The 23,551-nt window shown below is 52.1% G+C and carries 17 protein-coding genes; 10 read left to right on the top strand and 7 right to left on the bottom strand.

Translation table 11 applies throughout. From position 1 onward, the window contains the following. Positions 1–11 precede the first annotated feature (11 nt). On the bottom strand, positions 12–1,268 hold the full coding sequence (gene gltS, locus DHN43_RS21545; protein ID WP_208986409.1) for a sodium/glutamate symporter: 1,257 nt from the start codon (positions 1,266–1,268) through the stop codon (positions 12–14). A 163-nt stretch (positions 1,269–1,431) separates the two neighbouring features. Here gltS and DHN43_RS21540 point away from each other — a divergent pair, with 163 nt between their 5' ends. Continuing rightward, positions 1,432–2,250: a methyltransferase gene (locus DHN43_RS21540; protein ID WP_108819983.1), complete on the top strand. Its 819-nt coding sequence runs from the start codon at positions 1,432–1,434 to the stop codon at positions 2,248–2,250. Between the two features lie 161 nt (positions 2,251–2,411). Then, the gene (locus DHN43_RS21535; protein WP_108819982.1) at positions 2,412–3,377 is read left to right on the top strand and encodes a 2Fe-2S iron-sulfur cluster-binding protein; all 966 of its coding nucleotides are present in this window, start codon (positions 2,412–2,414) and stop codon (positions 3,375–3,377) included. Between the two features lie 4 nt (positions 3,378–3,381). On the opposite strand, the gene DHN43_RS21530 is transcribed toward DHN43_RS21535, so the two are convergent. Together DHN43_RS21530 and DHN43_RS21525 are read right to left on the bottom strand one after the other, a co-directional pair. Further along, positions 3,382–6,300 (bottom strand): putative bifunctional diguanylate cyclase/phosphodiesterase, encoded by a 2,919-nt coding sequence (locus DHN43_RS21530; RefSeq protein ID WP_063286634.1) that lies wholly within the window; start codon positions 6,298–6,300, stop codon positions 3,382–3,384. Positions 6,301–6,496: 196 nt separating this feature from the next. Beyond that, entirely contained in the window at positions 6,497–6,961 is a 465-nt protein-coding gene (locus DHN43_RS21525; protein ID WP_208860038.1) for an RrF2 family transcriptional regulator, read from the bottom strand. Positions 6,962–7,294: 333 nt separating this feature from the next. On the opposite strand from DHN43_RS21525, the gene DHN43_RS21520 reads away from it, so the two are divergent. The 6 genes from DHN43_RS21520 to DHN43_RS21495 all read left to right on the top strand — a co-directional run bounded on the left by DHN43_RS21520 (position 7,295) and on the right by DHN43_RS21495 (position 14,263). Beyond that, entirely contained in the window at positions 7,295–8,629 is a 1,335-nt protein-coding gene (locus DHN43_RS21520; protein ID WP_082830560.1) for a globin-coupled sensor protein, read from the top strand. 435 nt (positions 8,630–9,064) lie between these two features. After that, a complete protein-coding gene (locus DHN43_RS21515) occupies positions 9,065–10,411 on the top strand; it encodes a substrate-binding protein (RefSeq protein ID WP_193757817.1) in 1,347 nt (448 codons plus the stop codon). Between the two features lie 117 nt (positions 10,412–10,528). Further along, entirely contained in the window at positions 10,529–11,557 is a 1,029-nt protein-coding gene (locus tag DHN43_RS21510; protein WP_057461714.1) for a branched-chain amino acid ABC transporter permease, read from the top strand. Between the two features lie 7 nt (positions 11,558–11,564). After that, on the top strand, positions 11,565–12,719 hold the full coding sequence (locus tag DHN43_RS21505) for a branched-chain amino acid ABC transporter permease (protein WP_373456209.1): 1,155 nt from the start codon (positions 11,565–11,567) through the stop codon (positions 12,717–12,719). A 12-nt stretch (positions 12,720–12,731) separates the two neighbouring features. Beyond that, positions 12,732–13,487, top strand: coding sequence for an ABC transporter ATP-binding protein (locus DHN43_RS21500; protein WP_057461712.1), 756 nt, complete (start codon positions 12,732–12,734; stop codon positions 13,485–13,487). Continuing rightward, positions 13,484–14,263, top strand: a complete 780-nt coding sequence (locus DHN43_RS21495) for an ABC transporter ATP-binding protein (protein WP_063294136.1) — start codon at positions 13,484–13,486, stop codon at positions 14,261–14,263. The genes DHN43_RS21500 and DHN43_RS21495 overlap by 4 nt, the downstream gene beginning before the upstream one ends. Before the next feature lie 200 nt (positions 14,264–14,463). On the opposite strand, the gene DHN43_RS21490 is transcribed toward DHN43_RS21495, so the two are convergent. After that, on the bottom strand, positions 14,464–15,459 hold the full coding sequence (locus tag DHN43_RS21490) for a hypothetical protein (RefSeq protein WP_208995546.1): 996 nt from the start codon (positions 15,457–15,459) through the stop codon (positions 14,464–14,466). A 292-nt stretch (positions 15,460–15,751) separates the two neighbouring features. Between DHN43_RS21490 and DHN43_RS21485 the strand changes: the two genes are divergently transcribed. Continuing rightward, positions 15,752–17,002, top strand: coding sequence for a cyclic nucleotide-binding domain-containing protein (locus DHN43_RS21485; protein WP_057461710.1), 1,251 nt, complete (start codon positions 15,752–15,754; stop codon positions 17,000–17,002). Between the two features lie 52 nt (positions 17,003–17,054). Here DHN43_RS21485 and DHN43_RS21480 read toward each other — a convergent pair whose 3' ends face one another. The 3 genes from DHN43_RS21480 to DHN43_RS21470 form a co-directional block, all read right to left on the bottom strand. Further along, positions 17,055–20,240, bottom strand: a complete 3,186-nt coding sequence (locus tag DHN43_RS21480) for an efflux RND transporter permease subunit (protein ID WP_108819981.1) — start codon at positions 20,238–20,240, stop codon at positions 17,055–17,057. A gap of 3 nt (positions 20,241–20,243) precedes the next feature. After that, positions 20,244–21,398 carry an efflux RND transporter periplasmic adaptor subunit gene (locus tag DHN43_RS21475; protein WP_208995545.1) on the bottom strand — a complete coding sequence of 385 codons (1,155 nt, stop codon included), beginning with the start codon at positions 21,396–21,398 and terminating at the stop codon, positions 20,244–20,246. Between the two features lie 219 nt (positions 21,399–21,617). Continuing rightward, positions 21,618–22,538 (bottom strand): SDR family NAD(P)-dependent oxidoreductase, encoded by a 921-nt coding sequence (locus DHN43_RS21470; RefSeq protein ID WP_108819980.1) that lies wholly within the window; start codon positions 22,536–22,538, stop codon positions 21,618–21,620. A 208-nt stretch (positions 22,539–22,746) separates the two neighbouring features. On the opposite strand from DHN43_RS21470, the gene DHN43_RS21465 reads away from it, so the two are divergent. Further along, positions 22,747–23,532 (top strand): potassium channel family protein, encoded by a 786-nt coding sequence (locus DHN43_RS21465; protein WP_108819979.1) that lies wholly within the window; start codon positions 22,747–22,749, stop codon positions 23,530–23,532. The last annotated feature ends 19 nt before the right edge of the window (positions 23,533–23,551 follow it).

Raw genomic sequence — 23,551 nt, 5'->3', positions numbered from 1 at the left:
CTTCACGCTCATCAGAGCGCAATCAGGTTTGAGATCACCCAGGTATTCATCAGGTCAATGAAGAAGCCGCAGGTGAGTGGCACAATGAGGAATGCTTTAGGCGATGCACCAAACTGACGGGTGACGGAGGTCATATTCAACACGGCTGTAGCGGTGGAACCGAGCGCTATCCCGCCAAAGCCTGCTGCGATAACGGCTGCATCATAATCCTTGCCCATGGAGGTGAAAACGATAAAGAGGGCATAGCTAATGGCAAGCGCGATTTGCAGGGACATCACCAGTGCGACGAAGCCCATAAATTGCCAAACCACCAACAGGTCCATGGTCATCAGTGCGATGCTGAGGAAAATACCGAGGCTGATGTCTGAGATCATCGCCATGCCTTTTTCGCGGCCAACATTGTCGTAGTTGCGAAAAAGCAGGCGGCCCACGTTGTTTATGATGATGCCTGCGACAAGAATTGGCACGAATACCGGAATAACGACACCAGCTTCCTGCAGGCCAAGGTACATCATGTAGCCGATGAAAATTGCCATATTGATGAAGAAGACGGCGCCCAGAACATCGTAGTAGTGCAGATTCAGCTTACCATCATCCTTGAAATTCTGCCCGACAGCTTCGTCTGTGCTGAGGGATCCTGCCAGTTTATGCCGTTTCATGAGGTACTGAGCAATTGGTCCGCCGATAATGCAAGCAGACACGATGCCAACAGTGTTACAAGCAATGCCGATCTCTTGCGCATTTGCGACGCCAAGTTCTGAAGCAAAAATTGGTGCCCATGCAAGCGTTGTCCCTACCCCGCCGGATAGCGAGACTGACCCGGCGATGATGCCTGTGTGTACCGGATAGCCATAGACGCTGGCCGCCCCCATACCGACAAAATTCTGAACGCCAAGAAACACCGAGGAAATGATGATGAGAATGACAAGTGGTTTGCCACCTGTAAGAAGGTCACTCACCTTTGCACGAAGGCCAATTGCCGCGAAGAAGTAAATCAGAAAGAAATCAATCGGTTCTGTCGAGAATTTAAGTTTTACACCCCACCAGACCGTCAGCACAGTAACAAGAATGGCGCACAGCAATCCGCCAGCCAGAGGGTCAGGGATCGTCAGTTTGCGAAGGGCTACACTTTTTCGAACGAGCTCTCGTCCGACAAACAAAACAAGGATTGCAATTGTGATTGTCGTAAAAGGATCAATCTCAATTAGCTCAGGTTGCGCACCTTCCATACGGGCCTCACTGTTCACCAGCCTTGGTTCTATCAGCATGACCTCACTTGCCGTTTAAAAGTGATCTGCGTATTTTAATCGGGGTGATCCATTTTATTTACTCTGATGCGGCAACAAAACCTTATGTATTGCGTAGATTTTCGAGAATTTCTTGTGTAAGGAAGACCTACAATTTCAATATTACAGCGGCTCAACTGTCCCCATGACTAAACTAGACAATGAAGCACTTGCTGACGCATATAACCGGGCTCTGGATCTGGAAAAAGCAGGCAAGTTTGACGAGGCTGCTGAGGCCTACAAAGCAGTTCTGGAGTTAGATCCGGAAGATCATGGTGGCGTGGCCGTTCGCCTAGCGAGCATGGGCAAAGGAAATGCGCCCCTCAAAGCGCCGGATGCTTATGTGAGCACGCTGTTTGATCAGCATGCCGAAGTGTTCGACATGGTTCTGGTGGATCAGCTTGGCTATTCCGTTCCGCTGATGGTGCGTGACAAGATTGAAAAGCTGGAACTTGGCCTTTTCAAACGTTTGTTGGACCTTGGTTGCGGGACTGGCCTTTCCGGCGAAGCCCTGAATAACCTGGTGCCCCATAAAACCGGCGTGGACATTGCCGAGGGGATGGTTGAAGTTGCGGATGAGAAGGAAATCTACGACGACCTCTACGTGGGTGAAGTGGTTGAATTTCTCAAGGTTGAGGAAGAAGAGCGCTGGGACCTCATCGTCGCAACTGATGTGCTGCCCTACATGGGCGAGCTGGAAGAGTTTTTCGCCGGTGTAGCGGGCAACATTGAAGCCAATGGTGTCTTTGCATTTTCCTCTGAGACACTTCCTGCAGAGGAGTTAGGCGAGCAGAACTTCATGGTGGGCAAGTACCATCGGTTTGCGCATGCTGAGGGCTATGTTCGGAACTTGCTGGAGAGCAGTGGTTTTACCATTCTTGATCTTTCGCCAATCACCGTTCGCTTTGAGCAGGGTGAGCCAGTTCCGGGTCATCTGGTTATTGCGGCCTACAAGAAGAGCTAAGGGCGTAAAAATAACTAGATAAAGTCAGGTGACTATTAATTGTTAAAATTGTATTAATGTCGCGAATGACTTAGATTTCCCCCTAGGAAATAAGCGTGCAGTTCTATAACTTGCACAACCTTAGATACGTCCGTCACATACGCGGAGCAACATGGGTGCCCATGACCAGTCTTAATATCAATGGCAGATCAATTGATGCCAAGCTTGGTGAAACACTTCTAGAAGTCGCTGAGCGTGGTGGACTAGCTTTGCAGTGTGACTGCGGGAATAGCACTTGTGAAAGCACGCGTGTTACTGTGATTTCCGGTGAGGTGGAAGCCAATGGCTCTCGGCTGAAAAGTACCGTTCTTGCTTGTAAGGCAACGGTTGCTGGCGATGCTGAGCTGAAGCTGCCCGCATCCTCTGAATTGCAGTCGCTTAAGGGGCATGTATCCGCAGTGCGGAAGGTTTCGGATGACCTTTTCGAGTTGCGCCTGAGTTTTACCAAGCCGATTTCATGGCGTCCGGGCCAGTATTACCATGTTGAGTTTCGTGGTCAGGAGCGGGTGAACCTGTTTGCCAGTTTTGCTCTGGATGCCGGGACTGAGTTCAATACGCTGATCTTCCTCATAGAACGGGCCAACACCCCTGATCTCTTCGCAATGCTTGCGAAGAAGGGCGATGTGAAGGGGCGGGTTGGCATCACCGGTCCTTATGGCTCTTCCTTCCTTGGGCATGATGACGAGCCGCTGATTATGGTTGCCGGACCGAACAGCCTACCTCCGATCTGGGCGATGGCTTTGAGTTCTGCCATGGGGCAACCGCGCCGTGAGAAAGTGCTCATTCTGGATCAGTCGCTGAAGCAAGACCAGTTTCAGCAGGTGTTTAACTGGCTAAACCGCCGCGGCATACAGCCAACCTTTGCGGACTTGCAAGGTGATGGCGCAGCTGAAACTCTGCAGGCACTGCTGCCAGATTTGACCGAGTTTGACATGGCTTATATGGCTGGTTCACGCGATTTCATTACCGGCCTTGAGCATGTTTTCATAGATGCGCAAGCCACTTACGGGCGCATTCCAAATTTTCAACCATGGGATGATGCAGCCGTGCAAGTTGATGGTTCCGCCGCGATGGAACCTGCTGAGTGACGATTTAGCCTGCGGCTTTCTTGGTCAGTTTTGAGTTGTTGACCTGCGCTTCCAGCGTGACGCCGCGTGCTTCTTCCAGCATCCAGAAGAGCGCCTGATTGGGAGGTGCGGGCTTGCCAAAGTAATAGCCCTGCGCTTCAGAACATCCCATTGCCGTCAATTGCTCTGCGATCTCTTTGCTTTCAACGCCCTCTGCTGTTGTTGTGATGCCGAGGCTGTTTGCAAGATCGATGACGGAGTTGACGATGAAGCGGGAGTCATCATCTTCAGTCATACTCATCACGAAAGACCTATCAACTTTGATCCTGTCAAAGGGGAAGCGGCGGAGTGTACTCAGTGAAGAATAGCCTGTTCCAAAGTCATCCATAGAGATCTTAACGCCGATTTGCTGCAGCTTCGCCAGAGTCTGACGTACGCGCAGATGATCTGCCAGTAACACAGTTTCTGTCACTTCCAGTTCAAGCCGTCCGGGATCCAGACCCGTACGAGCCAGCACATCATCGACAACCGGTAGAAGCTGTTCGCAGTAAATTTGACGGGGTGACAGGTTGACTGCCAAATTCACCCGCTTCGGCCAACCGACAGCCAGAGAGCAAGCTTCATCCAGTACCCATGCCCCGATTTCCAGAATCAGACCCGTTTCTTCTGCCAGTGGAATAAACTCGAATGGTGAGATGAAACCGTAGCGCGGGTGGTTCCAGCGCAGTAGTGCTTCAAACCCCGAGATTTCGCCGGTTGCCAAGATGACCTGTGGCTGGAAATAAACCTCCAGCTCCCGATTTGCAGTGGCTTTGTAGAGATCGGTGATCAGGGTCTGACGCTGCTTGATTTTGGCAGCCATATCATCTTCGAAGAAGCGGAAGGTGTTTCGACCGTCATTTTTGGCCTGATACAAGGCAAGGTCAGCAAAGCGAATGAGCTCATCCACGTTTTGATATTCCTTGCTGAATGTGGCGATACCGACACTTGCGGCGACCACGATTTCATGACCTTCCAGGAAACACGGAGAAGCGATGACTTTCAGCACTTCTTTGGCAAGCTGTTCCAGATCTTCACGAGAAGCAGGCAATTTAGACAAGATCGCGAACTCATCACCGCCGAGACGGGCGACCATCTCTTTGTTAGCCACCTTTTCTCGCAGGATTTTTGCGACGTGGCACAAGAGCTTATCGCCAACTGCATGACCCAATGAATCATTGATAGTCTTAAACTCATCGAGGTCCAACCACAAAATGCCGAAGTGCTCATCTTGTGCCAGAGCAGCTTGTTTCATCTCTTGCAAGCGCTCATTCATCAGCAAACGATTGGGCAGTTTGGTCAAGGCATCGTGCGTTGCGAGATAGCTCAGGTGATCACTGATGCGCTGCCTATCAGTGATGTCTTCAAAGATCGCAACCCAGCCGCCGCCATCTTGCGGTTCCAGCGTCATCAAGATGACCTGTTCACTTTGCAAAGTGAGTGTAAATGTGCTGCGAACGGTACTCGGCCAGTGTTGTTGTGCGACGGAGTTTTCGCCATCATCCTGCAAAAACTCCTGGGCCAGAGGCATACATTGGACCATTTCATCCCATGTCATGCCAATTTTACCCTCGCCTTGTTCACAAGCGAAGATGTCATCAAAGCGCTGATTGAACACAATCAATCTTTTCTGTGTATCGAACATACACAACCCATGGGACATGTTGTTCAATGCAGCGTCAAATAACGTATTTTGCTTCACCAATTCCTGTTCTTTTTTGCGCAATTCCTTGTTCTTGCGCTGGATATTGAGGCGCAAACTGTCACGCTCCCGAGCGGAGGCCTGGAGCACTTTAACAGCGCGGGCGATCTCTCCGACTTCATCCATCCTTCTGGTGCCCTCTACCCGCACATCAAAGTTACCGCCCGCCACATCAGAGAGGGCATCTGCGATACGCTGCAGTGGCTGGGACATTTTGCGGGAAACAAACAGGGCTACGATGAAGATGATGAGACAGGCGGTAAAGCCCAACACAATAAGCCGCTGGAACGTCTGAGCGCTGGTCTCTTCGCCCACATTGCGTAGGCGTTCCTGCGCGTCCAGCAAGACTTCGAGTGGCTTGAAGGCGCAAATTACGAGCGGTGATGGACCGTTGTCACAATACTCGAATGCAGTGTTCAGGATCTTAAGTTTACGCAGGTTTTCAGGCATTTGCAGCGCTTCGACCGGTGCATGTGGCGAGGCGCCAACCAGCTTGTCCTGATAGAAAATCGCAATCTCGGCACCTGAGATCTTGCTGTATTCGTCAATCACACCAGAGTTGAAGGGAAACCACCGCTGCGCCACCAAGGCTCCACGCCACTGGGTGCCCGGATCGATGAGTGAGGAATAAAGGACTTGAGAGACGCCTGCATCAGGCTCCCCTGGCAATAACGGGCCAAATTGGGTGGCTGGAAGAAGCGTGTATCGGACGGCTGGGCCTGTGCCCGTGGACGGTGTCCAGACAGTACTAAGCGACTGTTTCAGATGAACTTTGAGGAGTTGCTTCTGGATCAGCCCCGGATCAGCACGCTTGGATGCTCCGACGATCTGGCCACGGTAGTTCAGCAGGATAATGGCGTCAAGCGGCGTGCCTTCCTGCACCAGTGACAGGATGTTCACATCCCCTGCCCAGACGCGTGTTTCTGCAGCTTTTACGATGTCACCGCGCTCACCAATGGCAGAAAGGCTGGCTGCTGTTTCGGATAGCTGAGACTGAATACGGTGTCTCACCAGCGCTACGTCACGCTCAAGCGTCGTGGAGAATTGGTTTACGGCGATCTGGGAGAGCTGTTCGCTTTGGAGTTGGAGCGTTCTTTCCCACTGAATTACAACGAGAAATGTCAGCGCAAAATAAGATAGAGCAATGGCGACAACAGAGATGATTGCTAGTTTAAGAGAAATTGAGTGCCGGACTCGTCTCATAGAAATTGCCTGCGCCGAACAGTTTGCTATTCGCCAAATGAACAAAAACCTCGTGCGTGAGGGCACAGAGGTCTCATGAACAAGGCCTGATTGTCGCGAAACTGTCTTAAGCAGGCGTGAGCACTACCAAACTATGAGTTTTGTCGGTTAATGCTCACGAAAGCAGGTTGGTTAAATGCACTTTAATTGCATCGTACTAGGCAGAGAGCTCTAGTTTTCTCTCAGCGTTCACCTCAACGCTTGTCCTAATTTCGTCTGCGTTTTCAATAATCTGAGTCAAGTTGATTGCATCCAGCTCTTCCATGAAAGAGTTCAGCGCATGCTTCAGCTTGCCTTTGAAACGGCAGACACCCGATAACGGGCATGGTTTGGCAGGATTGCATGCAAAGCACTCCACCAGTGCGAAATTGTCTTCAACATTCCGGATGAGTTTGCCGATGTTGATGGAAGCTGGCGCATGAGCAAGCATCAGACCACCCAATCGCCCTCGTCTGGATTTGATGTAGCCCTTCCGGTTTAAGATCTGCACGACCTTGGCGACCTGAGGACGCCCGCTGTTGGTTGCCTCAGACAAGCGGTCAATTGTCCACTTATCGCTCCGGTTGACAGCCATGAGCATCAGTATGCGTACCGCTACATCTGTCATCCCAGTTAATTTCATAGGTACCTCGACCTTACTCTAAAGCTGAAATTGCTTCATCGAATTACAGTTAATAAAAACATTTGGGGTATTATTTTTATTGATTGACACCGGTCATATACTACAAAAGAGCAGTACTCACATGGGAACATTGATCTCCATCAAAAGTTATCAAAATATAAATACAATTACCAACTACACACATCCAAACCATTACGCTGGGTCAATTAGAATCTACATTCTATACTTAGCGTAAATAACTTTTTTTGCGTTTTTTTCTTTCGTGACCCCAATATTTCCTTACGTAATAACTGAAAGAAACGAAAACTATGATTTATTAAGCATGGATTTTTAATGAGCGAAACTATCGATGATCGATTGACGTATCACTGTATATCTTCAGCGGAGTTGGAAGAACTTGGAAACTCCCAGGATATCATCATGGCGATCATGCCGGAGGTCTTGGATGAGTTTTATAGACACATTCGAAACTTTCCTGAGACTATGAAGTTTTTCAAGAATGAAGAGCACATGCGTCATGCGCGGGAGAAGCAGCATGAGCATTGGCGGCTCATATGCAGTGGGAAGCTGGATGATGACTATGCACAGTCTGTGCAGCGGATCGGCAGAACGCATCAGCGACTCGGCCTGACACCGCAATGGTATATCGGAGCTTACAGCAGGTTGGGAACGTTGCTCAGCGCAGCTCTTCTTGAGCAGTCTGGTGGCGGCTTATTCTCCCGTTCCAGCCGGCCAAGCAAGAACCTGCCTGGCATCCTCAACAAGGTCATCTTGCTTGATATGGACCTTGCACTGGCGGTTTATGACCAGACCGGGGAAGAGGCGCGTCAAGAGTTTCTGACGGACCTTGCAGAGCATTTTGAAGGATCCGTGGGCCAAGTCACGTCCTCCATTGCCAGTGCTGCAGATCAGCTTCATGGGTCTGCAGTTTCCCTTTCCGGCAACTCGGAGCACACCAACGAGATCAGCTCCAGCGTGGCGGCAGCGTCTCTGGATGCCTCTCAGAACGTGGAGGCGGTGCGCTCTGCAACCGAGGAGCTGGGGACTGCCATTTCCGAGATTGCTGAACAAGTTCACAAAACAACGATTACAGCCTCCAACGCGACACTCGCATCCACAAAGGCCTTCCAGCAGGTCAATCATCTGTCCCAAGTGGCAATCGAGATTGGTGATATTATTGATTTAATTACTCAAATATCGGAGCAAACCAATCTGCTCGCCCTCAACGCAACCATTGAAGCGGCGCGTGCCGGTGAGTTGGGCAAAGGCTTTGCTGTGGTTGCACACGAGGTGAAGTCGCTCGCTCAGCAAACAGCAAATGCAACTGTGCAGATCAGCGATCAAATCTCTGGGATTCAGGAGAGCACAAGCGAGTCCAAAGAGGCGATCTCTGAGATCAAAGAGATCATTGAAGAGATGAATGACAGTGCAAATGCCATTGCCAGTGCGGTTGAACAACAAGGCATCGCAACGCAATCCATTGCCGTGAACATCAAAGATGCTGCATTGGGAACCACGCAGGTGTCAGATAGCATCGGCCAGGTACAAAAAGCGGCGGATGAAACCGACAAAACCGCTTCAGGCGTGCTTGATGCTGCACAAATTTTATCCAATCAGGCTGCTGACCTGCGTTCGTCGGTTGGCACTTTCCTCGGCAACTTGAGATAGAAAGCCTTCGCACTTGCGTTAGCTGCACTACGAAAAACTGGTGTTTGTCCTTCAACCAAAAGACAAACACCAGTGCTCTGCATACCCTGAGAAATTTAAACGACATTCTTCATGAATTCAGTATTTTACAGTTTTAATGGACACCTTACGTAAAATGCATTTATTTCATTCAGGTCACATTTGCAGTGCAACACTTCCTTAAAACTAAATAGGACAAAAGATTTACAACATATAATAGAATCTTACTTGGTATTAACCTTTGGTTTAAAAACCATAAGTCGAATTGCGATTCATTATACTACCGAACTAGGCTTTCCTTTGCGTGAGCTGACGTAACTGTTTCTGGTGAACAAGGAATGGTGAACGCGGCAGGTTCTTAGGAGGACGGGACCTCTATCACGTCAATTCGGGCATTTTGCCTTTCGGGAGGATTTCATGAGCATTATTCGTAGGCCGATGAATCGGCGTAGCCTATTGAAGGCGGGAGCAGCCAGTGGTCTGGTTCTGGCGACCCCAACTATTATCAGCCGCAGCGCCTGGGCTGAAACCAATTTCCGCAATGACCCAACCAATTCTAAAACAGTCACATTCGGTTTCAACGTGCCACAAACAGGCGCTTATGCTGACGAAGGCGCTGACGAGCTGCGTGCTTATCAGCTGGCCGTCAAGCACCTGAACGGTGAAGGTGACGGCGGTATGCTGAGCACCATGAAGCCGCTTTCGCTCAATGGTAACGGCGTTCTTGGCAAGAAAGTTGACTACGTCACCGGTGATACTCAAACAAAGTCTGATGCGGCTCGCGCCTCTGCAAAGCGCATGATCGAAAAAGACGGCGTTGTCATGTGGTCTGGTGGCTCTTCTTCCGGCGTGGCGATTGCACAGCAGTCTCTGGCACAGGAAATGGGCGTCGTGTTTATGTGCGGTCTGACCCACTCCAACGACACCACCGGCAAGGACAAGCGGCGTTATGGCTTCCGCCACTTCTTCAACGCTTACATGTCCGGTGCAGCACTTGGCCCTGTGCTTGACAAAGAAATGGGCAAAGACCGTCGTGCTTATCACCTGACAGCTGACTATACGTGGGGCTGGACACAGGAAGAGTCTATTGCCAACACTACAGAAGGCCTTGGTTGGGAAACCGTCAACAAAGTCCGCACTCCATTAGGTGCTGGTGACTTCTCTCAGTACATCGCACCTGTTCTGAACTCTGGTGCTGATGTGTTGATCCTGAACCACTACGGTAAGGACATGATCAACTCGCTGACACAGGCTGTTCAGTTTGGTCTGCGTGACAAGCTTGTCAATGGCAAGAACTTTGAGATCATCGTTCCGCTGTACTCCCGCCTTATGGCTCAGGGTGCAGGCGAAAACATCAAAGGCATTTACGGCACAACCAACTGGAACTGGTCCTTGCAGGACGAAGGTTCCAAGGCCTTTGTTAAGTCGTTCGGCCAGGAATATGGCTTCCCACCATCCCAGGCTGCACACACCTGCTACGTTCAGACACTGCTTTATGCAGATGCGTGTGAACGTGCGGGCACCTTCAATCCAGCAGAGGTTATCAAGGCTCTGGAAGATCACCAGTTCGACGGTATGGGTAACGGCCCAACTCTTTACCGCGGTTCTGATCACCAATGCTTCAAGGATGTGCTGGTTGTGAAAGGTAACGAGAACGCGACTTCCCAGTTTGACCTTCTGGAAGTTGTTGAAGTGACGCCTGCTTCTCAGGTCACGTATGACCCAGAGATCTTTGGTGGCGAGCTTGGACCTTACAAGGTCTAACAGCACCGTTTGCCCGGCTGCAGTTTTTTGCAGCCGGGCAATGGCTCCTGCTTGAACCACTGATGTTCCGCATTGGATGCCTTGCACCTTCTCACGAATTTAAAGGGAGAAGAGCGGATGGACGCCATCGTTCTTCAAATTCTCAACGGCCTTGATAAGGGCGGTGCCTATGCTTTGATTGCGCTTGGGCTAACGCTTATCTTCGGTACGCTTGGAGTTGTGAACTTCGCCCATGGGGCCTTGTTTATGCTTGGCGCATTTTGTGCCGTAGCTTTCAATAAACTGATCGGCCTTGAGCAGGTTGTCGTCGATCCTACCAAGACCACGGCCTGGGGTACGCCTTTGGAAACCCGTGTACCTTACATTGAGGTTTGGCTGGGTGACACTGGCACGACGATGCTCAACTACTCCGTTCCATTGTCGATCGCATTTGCCATTCCGGTCATGCTGCTGGTTGGGTATGTGATGGAACGTGGTTTGATCCGCCACTTCTACAAGCGCCCACATGCTGAGCAGATCCTTGTGACCTTTGGTCTGGCCATTGTTTTGCAAGAGATCATCAAAACTTATTTCGGGGCAAACCCTATTCCGCAATCTGCACCGGACATGGTGCGCGGCGCGATGGATCTGGGCATTTGGATCGGCTTTGATCCGGGAACTGTCGTTTATCCGCAGTGGCGCATTGTGTATCTGTTCTTCTCGCTTAGCGTGATTGGCGGGGTCTTTGCCTTCCTGCAGTTCACCACCTTTGGCATGGTTGTTCGTGCTGGCATGGCTGATCGCGAAACTGTTGGCCTTCTTGGTATCAACATTGAGCGTCGCTTTACGCTGGTCTTTGCCGTTGCTGCCGTCGTCGCTGGTCTTGCTGGCGTTATGTACACGCCGATCCTTCCGCCAGATTACCACATGGGTATGGACTTCCTCGTGCTGTCCTTCGTGGTGGTGGTCGTGGGGGGCATGGGCTCTTTGCCCGGTGCGGTATCTGCTGGCTTCCTGCTGGGCATCTTGCAAAGCTTTGCGAGTATGAATGAGGTGAAGACCATTCTGCCGGGTATCGACCAGATCATTATCTATCTAGTTGCAGTTATTATCCTTCTGGTTCGTCCACGTGGACTTATGGGCCGTAAAGGTGTGATGGAGACCTGAGCCAATGATGACCAAGATTTCTCCACGCTCCGACCTGCTCATGCTTGTGCTGTTTACAGCTGCAATCCTGACGATGCCGATCTGGCTGGCACCGATTGGTGCCGGGTATCCAGACCTCTTGCAAAAGTTTGCAATTTTCGGCCTGTTTGCTCTGGGCTTCAACCTGCTGTTTGGCCTGACTGGCTATCTCAGCTTTGGTCATGCAGCCTTTCTGGGCATCGGGTCTTACGCCGCGGTCTGGAGCTTCAAACTGCTGGGAATGAACCCTATTCCAGCACTGCTCTTTTCCGTGGTGTTTTCCAGCCTGTTTGCGGTAGCCATTGGGTATATCTCGCTGCGCCGGTCAGGCATTTACTTTTCCATTCTGACGCTGGCGTTTGCGCAGATGAGCTATAATCTGGCGTACTCTGTGCTAACTCCAATCACCAATGGTGAGACCGGCTTGCGGGTGCTGCAATCTGACCCGCGGTTGTTTGACAGCTCTTCAGAGGCGTCCGGTCCGCTGATCTCCAATCTGTTTGGGATTGAGATGACCGGGTACTCGGGTTTCTACTTCTGTGCTGTTCTGCTCATCATCGGGTTTTATATTTCACAACGCATTTTCCGCAGCCCATTCGGGATGATGCTGCGTGCTGTGAAATCCAACCAAAACCGCATGAGCTATACCGGCCTCAATACACGGCCTTACACCCTTGCCGCGTTCGTCATTTCCGGCACGTTTGCTGGTGTTGCAGGTAGTCTGCTGGCCGTGACAGATCCGCTTGCGGGTGCTGAGCGCATGCAGTGGACGGCATCTGGTGAGGTGGTTTTGATGACTATCCTGGGTGGTGCCGGCACTCTGCTTGGGCCGATCCTAGGTGCAGGTCTCATCAAGTACTTTGAGAACATCTTCTCTGCATACAACGAGCAGACACTGCATGCCATTTTCTCCTTCCTGCCTGACTTCATGGAGGGAGCAGTAGTGAGCCTTGCAAGCTTGTTTGTGGGCGAAGGCTGGCATTTGACGCTTGGTTTGTTGTTCATGGTGATCGTGATCTTCCTGCCGGGCGGTATCATGGAAGGCTTCAACCGGATAACCAAGCTGTTCCGCCGGAGACCTTCGCGTGTTGGCAAGAGAGCAGGTCATTCGCATTCTCCAGCATCAGCCAATGCAGCGGAATAGAGAGAGGCAACCATGGAAATTCTTAGTGTTAAGGGCGTGAACAAGCGCTTTGGTGGCCTGAAAGCTCTCGATGACGTGAACCTTTCTATCGAGCAAGGGCATGTGCATGCCATCATCGGGCCAAACGGCGCGGGCAAATCCACATTGCTCAATTGCTTTGTAGGGCGCCTGATCCCTGATACGGGCTCTGTGACCTTTCTGGGCAAGGATCTCATTGGCGCTAAGCCGCATGAGATCAATCAGGCGGGTGTTTCCCGCGTGTTTCAGACGCCGGAGATCTTTGGTGATCTGACCTTGCAGGAAAACGTGATGATCCCAACGCTGGCCAAGCGAGATGGGGCATTCACTATGAACGCCTGGGCTCGTGTGGATGGTCAGGGCGAAATTCGCGACAAAGCCATGCATATGCTTGAGGATGTTGGGCTTGCCGAGAAGAAAGACATGAGGGCGGACTCGCTTTCTCGCGGCGACAAGCGGCGTCTGGAACTGGCAATGTGTCTGGTTCAGGACCCAAAACTGCTGCTGCTGGATGAGCCGACTGCAGGCATGTCGCGGGCTGATACCAACAACACCATTGATCTGCTGAAGCGTATCGGAGAGCGCGGCATCACCAAGATTGTTATCGAGCATGACATGCATGTGGTGTTCTCCCTCGCCAGCAAGATCAGCGTTTTGGCGCAGGGTACTGTGATTGCTGAAGGGCAGCCGGAAGACATCAAGGGCGATCCACGCGTTCAGGAAGCTTATCTGGGAGGGGCGCACGTATGACCATTCTCGAAGATCAATTCAAGGGCGCGACCGCGCCGGGTGTTACGCCTGTGCGCTCCAAAGGTGGTGCTCCGGCTTATTTCTCAGCATGGGACCTGCACGCTTACTATGGCGAAAGCTATATCGTTCAAGGTGTTAGCTTTGATATTCGCGAAGGCGAGATCCTTGCGCTGCTGGGACGAAATGGGGCTGGGAAGACGTCTACTCTTCGCGCGATTGCACGTGCCAGCGACCCGCAGCTGACACATGGTGAGATCTGGCTGGACCATAAGCCTATTCATGAGATGCCAAATTATCTGGCTGCTCAGAACGGGATCCAATTGGTGCAGGAAGATCGCCGGATCATTCCGGGGCTGACCGTGGAGGAAAACCTTCAACTGGCGCAGATTTCGGAACCGCATGGGTGGTCGATTGAGCGTCTCTACGATCACTTCCCTCGCCTTGCTGAACGCGCCAAGCAGGAAGCGGTGACCATGTCTGGCGGTGAACAGCAGATGCTGGCTGTGGCCCGTGCACTGGCTCGTGATGTAAAGCTGCTGTTGCTGGATGAGCCGTACGAGGGCCTTGCTCCGGTGATTGTTCAAGAGATTGAGCGCATTCTTGAGAACGTGAAGGAGCTGGGCATCACGACGATTATCGTGGAGCAGAACGCTGTGGCGGCTCTGCACCTTGCTGACCGTGCGGTGATTCTGGACATGGGCGAAGTGGTGTTTGATGGCACGGCACAGGATGTGCTCGACAACGAAGAGCTTCGACAAACCTATCTGGCGATCTGACGTTTTTGCTTGAGCGTCAGCTCCGCAAAAGCAGGTTGCGTTAGTTCTGAGTCTGCAACTTGCTTTATTTTGCAGGGTGTCTCTGAGCATTTTTCAGCATGTTCAGAAATCCCGATCAAGTTCCCCCAAGGGCTATTGACCCTTTACCTGAGCCAGAGGATTCGTTCCTCTGGTCTTTTTCTTTTTCGGGGCATCATTTTTCAAAGGGTATCTAAGAACTGCTGATAGGTCAGAGGACCTTGGCGTGCAGGTTCATGGCCCAGAAAGCGGTTTTGCCAGAAACTCAGGTAGAGACTGGAGAAGTCAAAGGTTCCTGCCAGAATACGCTGTTTCTCTTCAAGCAGACGTTCACTGGTCAACTCACTCCAATCTTCGAGAACCACGACTGGCAAGTCCTCAAATAGCGGGTTCAGGCTTGAGGTTTTGACGATGGGAATCGCGCCAAGAAACAGCGCTTCCCAAGTGCGGTGGCAGTCCATTCCATCCCCAAAAGGGCTGATTGTGAAGAGGAACTGCGCGTTCTTACGCCAGGATTGCTCTCGGGGAAGATGATCATCTTCGAAGTAAGCGGTAGAGTTATCCGCAATCTCCATCACCTCCGCCCTGTCTCCACGATGGGCTGCATGGTGCCAGTTGCAGTAGCCTCGGGCTTCCCGAGCTTCCAACGGCGCGGCATCGGTAGCTACGACGCGCAGGCACTCTTCCTGCTCAAGCGGTGTTTGAAAGTCCCCCCAAGCGTGAGATTTGCGGGCTGTCATGGTGTGGTAGTCCAAACCGATGGGCAGGTTGAAGACCTTTTCGTGCTCGATAGCCAAATTCTGCGCATACCATGCAACCAGCAGTGGATGGGAGAGCAGGTTCTTCAGATCGAGTGAGGACAGCGTGTTTGGCAGGGTCGTGTCCGGTCCAACGGGCAGATCACTGTCGCCGCTGAGCAGGACGAATGGCTGGCGAATGTGCAGTAGTTTGGTTTGGACGAAATGCGGCAGGGCATCCGTGGTGATGTAAAGCGTGGCACCTTCGTGGTGATGCTCCAGCAACTCATCATCGAGGTCAGGCACCGAAGATTTCAGCTTCTGGTTCCGGCTTTGGCAGGCTTTGGCGAGGCCTCTGCTGGAGATAAACTTGCAGTGGTGTTCCTCTCTGTCTCGCGGCATCCACTGATAGGATTTGTATTGCAGCAATGAAAAGACCAACCAACCCTCCTGCGCTTTCCGATATCTAAGCGTGCACTGTTGTTTGGCGCCACTCTGAAATCTTTCCCACCATTTCCAGAGAACTCCCTATCCCCTTAGAGCTTGGTGCGTATTCTTGGCCAGACACCGCGGCCAGTTTTGGGGAATACGCTATAGAGTTGAATGGAATTTGAGAGATCCCATTGGTGCAGGATTACCATGATTTACCAAAGTGCATGCAGGATGGAACTGGCACGCTAAAATCCATTGCAGTGCTTTTCAGCCGAGGATTTTACTGAAAGAAGGCCCATAGATGCGCTTCCTGTCCCAGCGCGATGAGGAACAGTCTCCTAAAAAAAACAAATCACAGCTTGAGGTGAGCTATGGCAATATTCCGCGCCATCGCACGCAGTTGCATCAGCGTCTTCTCGACCTGGGCTTGCCGACACAGCCTGTTATTCGTGAGGTGCTGGATTGTGCCCAGTACTACTCCCTCAAAGCCCACGAGGATTTGCTGGTACAAGGGCAAAGTGCGGACCGGTTTTTCATCATTCTTGAAGGTGATCTAGAGGTTATCAAAGAGGATCAGGATGGAGCCGATACTGTTCTTGGACACCTGAAAGCCGGTGATGTGGCAGGAGAACTGGCTTACATTCGCGCCCATGTAGGACCACAAAGTTACATAGCGAGCGTGCGAGCCAAACGGGATACGGTTGTCGCTGCATTGAGCTGGAACCGGTACGGCACCCTGCCGACCTCGACTGAAACCAATTCCATGCTGTTTCGCTATTTTGCCCGGCAGGCGGCGCATCAGCTGGAACAAAGCAGCTCCCGCGTGCTGGAAGAGATCAAGATCCGATCCCGTCGATTGCAGGCCTACGCGGTTTTGCTGGTGGCGAACATGATCGCCATGTCGTCGTTTGCGTTGTTCATCAGCCTCTACAAAAATACGTTTGATGATTACGGCTACGGCTTCATTGCGATGACGGTTTACAGTTTGAGCCTGAACTTCATTCTCGCGGCTATTCTGTTTTACATCATGAAAAACCTCTATTTGCCGCCACGCATCTTCGGGCTTGAGTTCAGTCATCTCCCAAGCCAGTTTGGTTATGGGGTGGTGATGACTGTTCCGATTATTCTGGTGATGGCAGTTATCCGGTACATTGTGCACCCCTCAGAAGAGTCGTTTTCCTTCTACTTTCTCGCGCATCAGGTACAGGGGCCATTCATGGGGTGGCCAGAGGTGGCGTTTGCGATTTTTTATGCACTGGTGATGTGCCCTATTCAGCAGTTCATTGTACGGTGTGGCATGCAGGTTCCTGTGACAGCCGCGCTGGGGCCGCATAAGCTTTCCTCTGTGTTCTGGGGCAATTTTGCAGCTTCTGTTGCTTTTTCTATCATCCATCTGCCCTATTCCAAACTGGCCGTTTTGCTGACGTTTATGGTGAGTTTTTATTGGGGGGTGATGTTCCAGTATCGCCGGTCATGGGTGGCGGTTTCCACCAGCCACGCGATTGCCGGGCTTGCGGCATTTTACTGGTTCGCCTTGCTGCGTGTAGCCTAACAAAAAAGGCGCCAGAGGCGCCTTCTTCATTGTCATCAGGATCATTCTCAGATCAATTTTCAGATGGCTTGTCTTCCTTGGCATCAATGACCAGTTCACCACTGGAACCTCTTGCTGCACGGCCTTCCTCGATGGTCCAACCGGCCTTTTCGCGCATCCATTGGAAGCTGACGTAAAGGGTCGGGATGAGGAAGATACCGATAGTCGCTGAGAACAGCATACCTGCCAGCACCGGCACACCCACCGCAACCATGGCTCCTGCCCCCGGACCGGATGCAATGACCAACGGAACAAGACCTGCAGAGAACGCCAGTGATGTCATCATCACTGGACGGAAGCGCAAACGAGCGCCTTCAATTGCGGACTCGTAGATCCCCATACCATCAATGCGTTTTTCGAGTGAGAACTCGTTCATCAGGATCGCATTTTTACCCGCCAGCGCGATCAGAATGACCATACCAATCTGCGCATACAGGTCGAACGCCAGACCAAAGATCCAGAGGCTCAACAAGGCACCTGCTAATGCAGGAGCAACCGAAAGCAGAACGGGAATTGGTGTATTCCAGCTTTCATACAGCGCCACAAGGAACAGATAGGCAAACAGGAAGGCTAGTCCCAGTACCAGTGCAGTTTGACCCGCAGCTTCTTTCTGTTCCAATGCCAGCCCCGTCCACTCATAGGCATAGCCTTTTGGCAGGGCTTTGGCCGCGACACCATCCATCGCCGTCAAAGCTTCACCCAAGCCTGCACCGGGGGCTGCATTGCCGTTGAACGCGACTGCGCGGTAGTTGTTGTAACGGGTGATAGTGTTTGCCCCGCGTGACAGCTCAGTGTGCACGACGGAGGACAGTTCAACCATCTCACCTGTGTCTGAACGGACAAAGATGGAGCCGATGTCTTCAACACCAGAGCGATACTTCTGCTCTGCCTGCAGGCGGACGGTCCATGTGCGACCGTAGAGATTGAAGTCGTTGATGTAATAACCGCCCAGCGTGGCTTGCAATGCGTTGTAAACACTTGCCACATTCAGGCCAAGCACCTGAGCACGCTCACGATCCAGCTTCACATTCAACTGCGGTGTGTTTGCGTTAAAGGTCGTGAAGAAAGACGCGATATCCGGCGCTTCATTAGCCGCTACAATCAGGGAGCGGGAGATTTGCGCAAGGACTGTTGGATCCTGACCTTCCAGTGCCTCCATGATGAACTCAAAGCCACCTACCGTGCCGAGACCATCGATTGCAGCTGGGTTGACCGGGAAGAAGGTTGCTTCCGGAATACCTGCCAAAGCTCCGTATGTTCTGTAAACGAAGGCGAAAGAAGACAGTTCGCGTGATGGACGTTCCTCATAATCCTTGAGTTTGACGAAGAAAACGCCTGCGTTTGGTGATGAGCCGCCACCTGCCAGCAGGTCGAGCCCGATGATCATTGTGGTGGAGTTGACTGCCGGGTCTTTGCGGATGATATCGTCGGCTTTGCGCATGACCGCTTCAGTACGGTTGCGAGATGCACCCGGAGGCAAATTGACCAGCACCATGGCGTAGCCTTTGTCTTCATCCGGGACAAAGCCATCTGGGGTGTTGGAAACAACCAGGAAACCAAAGAGCGCGAAGCCCACCACGACAGGCAGAGAAAGCAACGACATTTTTGCGATGCGCTTGATAAGGCCGGCGTAACCATGGCCGACGTCATCAATCTTTTTGGAAACCTTGGCCATGACACCTGTCAGGTCTTCTGACTTCATCAAGATGGCGCAAAGAGCTGGAGACAGTGACAATGCGTTGATGGTGGAGATCACCATTGCCGCGGAGATGGAGACCGCGAACTCTCTGAAGAGTACACCGGACGATCCCGGCAAGAAGGCTACTGGCACAAACACGGAGAGCAGTACCAGCGTAGTTGCGAGCACAGGGGCTGCAATTTCGCTGACCGCTTTTGATGTTGCCTGAGCCGGTGTGAGATCAGGATGTTCGTGCATAATGCGTTCAACGTTCTCAACCACGATGATCGCGTCATCCACTACGATCCCGATGGCCAGCACCAAGGCCAGCAGCGAGATGGTGTTGGCCGTGTAGCCCATCATGAAGGCCACTGCGACAGCACCGATGATGGATACGGGGACCGCGATCAGCGGAATGAGGGTTGCGCGGAATTTGCCGAGGAAGACGTAGACCACGATGGTCACAAGCACGAAGGCTTCCAGCAGCGTATGGATCACCTTCGAAATCATCTCATTCACGAAGAGCGAGGTATCGAAGATGGAGATGTATGTGAGGTCTTCCGGGAAGCGTTCTGCCAGATACGCGATACGCTCATTAACCGCTTCTGACACAGCCACAGCGTTTGCGCCCGGAGACAGGTAAATCCCCACCATCGCTGTTGGTTGCTGGTTGTATTCTGCCAATATGTCATAGGAGGCGCTGCTGAGTTCTACGCGGGCGACGTTTCTCAGGTGAACCACAGAGCCATCAGGATTTGCACGCAGAACGATGTTCTGGAACTCTTCAACGGTGTTCAAGCGGCCTTTTGCTGTGACGGTGAGCTGGAGCTGCTGATCAGCCGCCAGAGGAGCTGCACCGATACGACCGACAGCAGCTTGTTTGTTTTGTGATTGAACTGCAGAGATCACATCTTCTGCTGTCAGATTGAGGGCTCTTAGTTTGACCGGATCCAGCCAGATGCGCATGGAGTAATCCTGCGCGCCGAACACACTGGCATCACCCACACCTGGAATACGCTTCAGTTCGTCTACGATGTTGATGGTGACGTAGTTGGAAATGAAGAGGCCATCATGTGTCTCATCGGGCGAATAGAAGGAAATCGCCTGCAGGAGATCACCGGCCTTTTTGGTAACGTTGACACCCTGATCCCGGACTTCCTGCGGTAGCTTGCTTTCAATGGTGCTTATTCGGTTCTGAACGTTCACCGCATTGATATCGGGGTCTGTTGTCAGATCGAAGTAGACTGTTAGCGAGTAGGTGCCATCACTGGAAGACGACGACTTCATATAGCGCATGCCGTCTACGCCGTTGACTGCCCCTTCAACAAGCTGGCCAACACTCTCTTCCACCGTCAGCGCATCCGCGCCAATGTAAGTGGCGTTGACCTGCACGGTTGGGGGAGCAATGGTCGGGTATTGTGATACCGGAATTGAGTAAATCGAGATCGCACCGACCACGACTATGAGAATCGAAATCACCATCGCCAGCCGAGGCCGGCGAATAAACATGTCATAGATCATGGTTTATTGACCTGCCAGCTGTGCGTTGACTTTAATTCCCGGGCGAACTTTCTGGATGCCGGATGTGATCACCAGATCACCTTTTTCGAGGCCACTTCCAACAATAACAAGGCCGTTAATCTGATCGACGACGGCGATGCGCTGTTGCTCAACCACGTCTTCGTCATTCACCTTCAGCACATACGGGCCTTCCTGATCCAGCAGCAGTGCGGATTGAGAGACAACCAGGACTGGGGTGGCATCTTTGGCGTTGGCAACGACATCAACCAGCTGGTGGTCAAACAGCAAGTGATCAGGATTTTCAAAGATTGCATAAGCGGTGACGGTGTCTGTGCCCGGGTTGGCTTCTGCTTCAAGGAAGTCCAGCTTTCCGTTGTGCTGGTAGAACTTGCCGTCTGACAGGCGAACTCGAATGAGTATGTTATTGGTGACGAAGTTGTTGGCGCGCTGAGATTGCAAGATCAGTGCTTGTGGAACCGGGAACGCCACGCGAATGGGGTTCAAAGACGTGATGGTTGCCAGAGTTCCGCTGTTGGCATTGACGTAGGCACCTTCTTTAAAGGCAGCAGTTCCGATCTGACCATCCAGCGGAGCGCGGATTTCTGTGTAGCTCAGATCCAACTCGGAGAGCTTCAGGTCTGCCTGACGCAGAGCCAATGCGGCATTGGCCTCTTTCAGGTTCGCGCGGGCTGTGTCGAGTTCGGAGACTGAAATTGTATCCCGGTTGACGAGCTGCTCCTTGCGGTCAAAGTCAACTTTTGCCAAATCAACCTTCGCCTGAGCACTTTCCAGATTGGCTTGGGATTGCTCTACTGAGAACTCATAGGGCTCCTGCTGGATCACAAAGAGCAGGTCGCCTTGCTGAACTGTCTGGCCTTCTTTGAACTCCAGCGGCTCAAGAAACCCGCCGACGCGGGCAATGAGTGCGACCTGACTGATTGCTTCGGTACGGCCAGAGAAAACGCGTTCTTCTTCAATAACTTCTTCGCGTGCAGGTTCAACAATAACACCTGGAGGGGGGGGAGCTTCCTGAGCAAAGACTGCCGAGGAGAAAAGAAATGTGCCAAGAGACGCCCCCAGAAATGCGAGGGTGGCTTTGCGCGTTGATGAAAGCAGATTTCCATTCCGGCCGGCAGGGAATTCCATTTTATTGTTCATTTTTTACTCTTACACATTGAGAATTGCTGGCAGCACTTGCCTAACATTACCTTAGGGAAGTGACTCAATCCTTGATGGCGTTGGGCACAGCTCTATCCTTCGCTGCCAAGGTCCCCTGGCAACGTTCAAATCAAGTCAGACTGAGAAGTGCATTTGTCCTCCCACTTTCGTGAGGGAAAGCCCGTGACTGGTGTCACAAAAAGCGGTTTCTGGAAATTTTTACCCCTTGTTCGCCTGTGCCAGGTGCACAAGCTGAGTGGTTTCTGTCCAGAATTGCTGGCGGATTTCTTTGCTCAGGATTTGCGTGTCCGGCGGGATTTTTGTTCCGCATTCGTAGAACCCTCCAGTCTTGCCCGCAAAGTCCGGAGAGAGCAGCATGTGCATAGCTGGCAGGGCTGCATAGGGGGCAGATTTGCCGACCAGCGAGCTTTTCATACCAAGCCAGAACCGCCTCATGGCGCTGTAGCCCTGCATTTGTTTGGTCAGCACAAGGCCGGGTCCGAACGCGTTGATGCAGATGTCTGTGTCCTTCAGCTGATCAGCCAGTTCCATCAAGAAGAGCAGATTGCAGTTGGTGTGTGCTCTTCCTCGGTCCCAACTATCTAGCTCACAGTCAGGATCGTTGAGGATGTTCAGGTCGGGTAGTTCAAACTTTGTCACCGGGCTTGCAAACGAGACAACCCTTGGTGCTGATTGGTCCTTGAGCAGCGGTGTGATCTTGCTCAGCAGCTGAAATCGGCTGAGGTAGTTGACCGCAAACCCGGCCTCAATCCCCTCTCCTGTAATGCCGCGAAACCCCGGTGTTTCGGCAGCGCAGAGGACGATACGGCTCAGGTTCGGCAGCTTTTGCGAGATCTCATCGGCGAGACGGTCCACCTCTGAGATGAGAGAGAGGTCTGCCACAAAACCACGGTGGGAGTGATGGGGGCCGGCGTCGCCAACATCCTTGAGGACGGCACTCACTTTCTCCTTAGAACGCCCCACAATGACGAGGGTTTGGCCAGCATCTGCCAAACGGATCGCAAGCGCTCTGCCGATGCCATCCGTCGCGCCCGTTACCAGACAGGTGTTGTTGGTTGCCCGCCATTCCTCCAAATACCCGGGAGGTGGTGGCACCGGAATGGCCTTGGCTTTCTTCATGCCAGAAGTAGAGCAGAAACCCTTTAATCAGTTGCAGAATTTTTCGATAAACTCACTGAGGGAAAGCGTAAGGTTTTCTTGCTGGGTCAAGACAGCGTCGCTCACACGAAAGTTTATGCGTGACGAGCTTGAGTGACTTTGCAGAAATGCCCACATTTGCTAGTAGATTTTATCTGGGCGCGCTATCGGGATTGAGGGATCTAATTTTATGCAGGAAGCAATAACCGATTTCAGGGGCGCTTTGCGACGTCTGTATTTCGGGCAGACCACTGTTGGACGTTCCTGGCGTATCGGCTTGCTGATGTTTGATGTGGTCACGATCCTCTACTTCGTGCTGTCTGCAACGCTTCCTCAGCTGGAGAGCTACCCGCGGCTGGACTGGGCCATCGGGTTCATTCTGCTGATTGATTACGGGTTCCGCCTCACAATTGCGCTGAGGCCTGCCCGAGCGGCGCTTGACAGCACGGCCATTGCAGACCTCATTGTGATCCTGTCTTTGTTTGCTGAAGCCCTCATCGAGAACCTCGGCTTCTTGCGCGTGATCCGCATGTTGCGATTGCTGCGCTCTTACCATGTGGTGAAGGATTTACGGGAGACGTTCTCGTGGTTCAAAGAGCATGAAGAGATCATCAACTCAGCGATGAACCTGCTGGTCTTCGTGTTTATGGTGAGTGCAATTGTTTATGTGATTGAGGCGCATCTGAACCCGGACATCAACTCCTACATGGATGCGCTGTATTTTACCGTCACAACGCTGACAACGACTGGTTATGGCGACATCACCATGACGGATACGATGGGCCGCGGGATTACAATCGTCATCATGGTGTTTGGTGTGGCGCTGTTTTTGCGGCTGATCCAGACCATTTTCCGTCCGTCTAAAGTAAAATATGCCTGTCCTGATTGTGGCCTTAATCGTCACGATAATGACGCCGTTCACTGCAAGCATTGCGGCAATACTTTGCACATTCCCACGGAAGGGGAATGGCAGTAGGCCCTCTCGCGGTAAGCTG

This window comes from Pseudovibrio sp. Alg231-02 (assembly GCF_900143565.1).
GTDB lineage: Bacteria > Pseudomonadota > Alphaproteobacteria > Rhizobiales > Stappiaceae > Pseudovibrio.
This window is presented reverse-complemented; position numbering and strand designations above follow the sequence as displayed.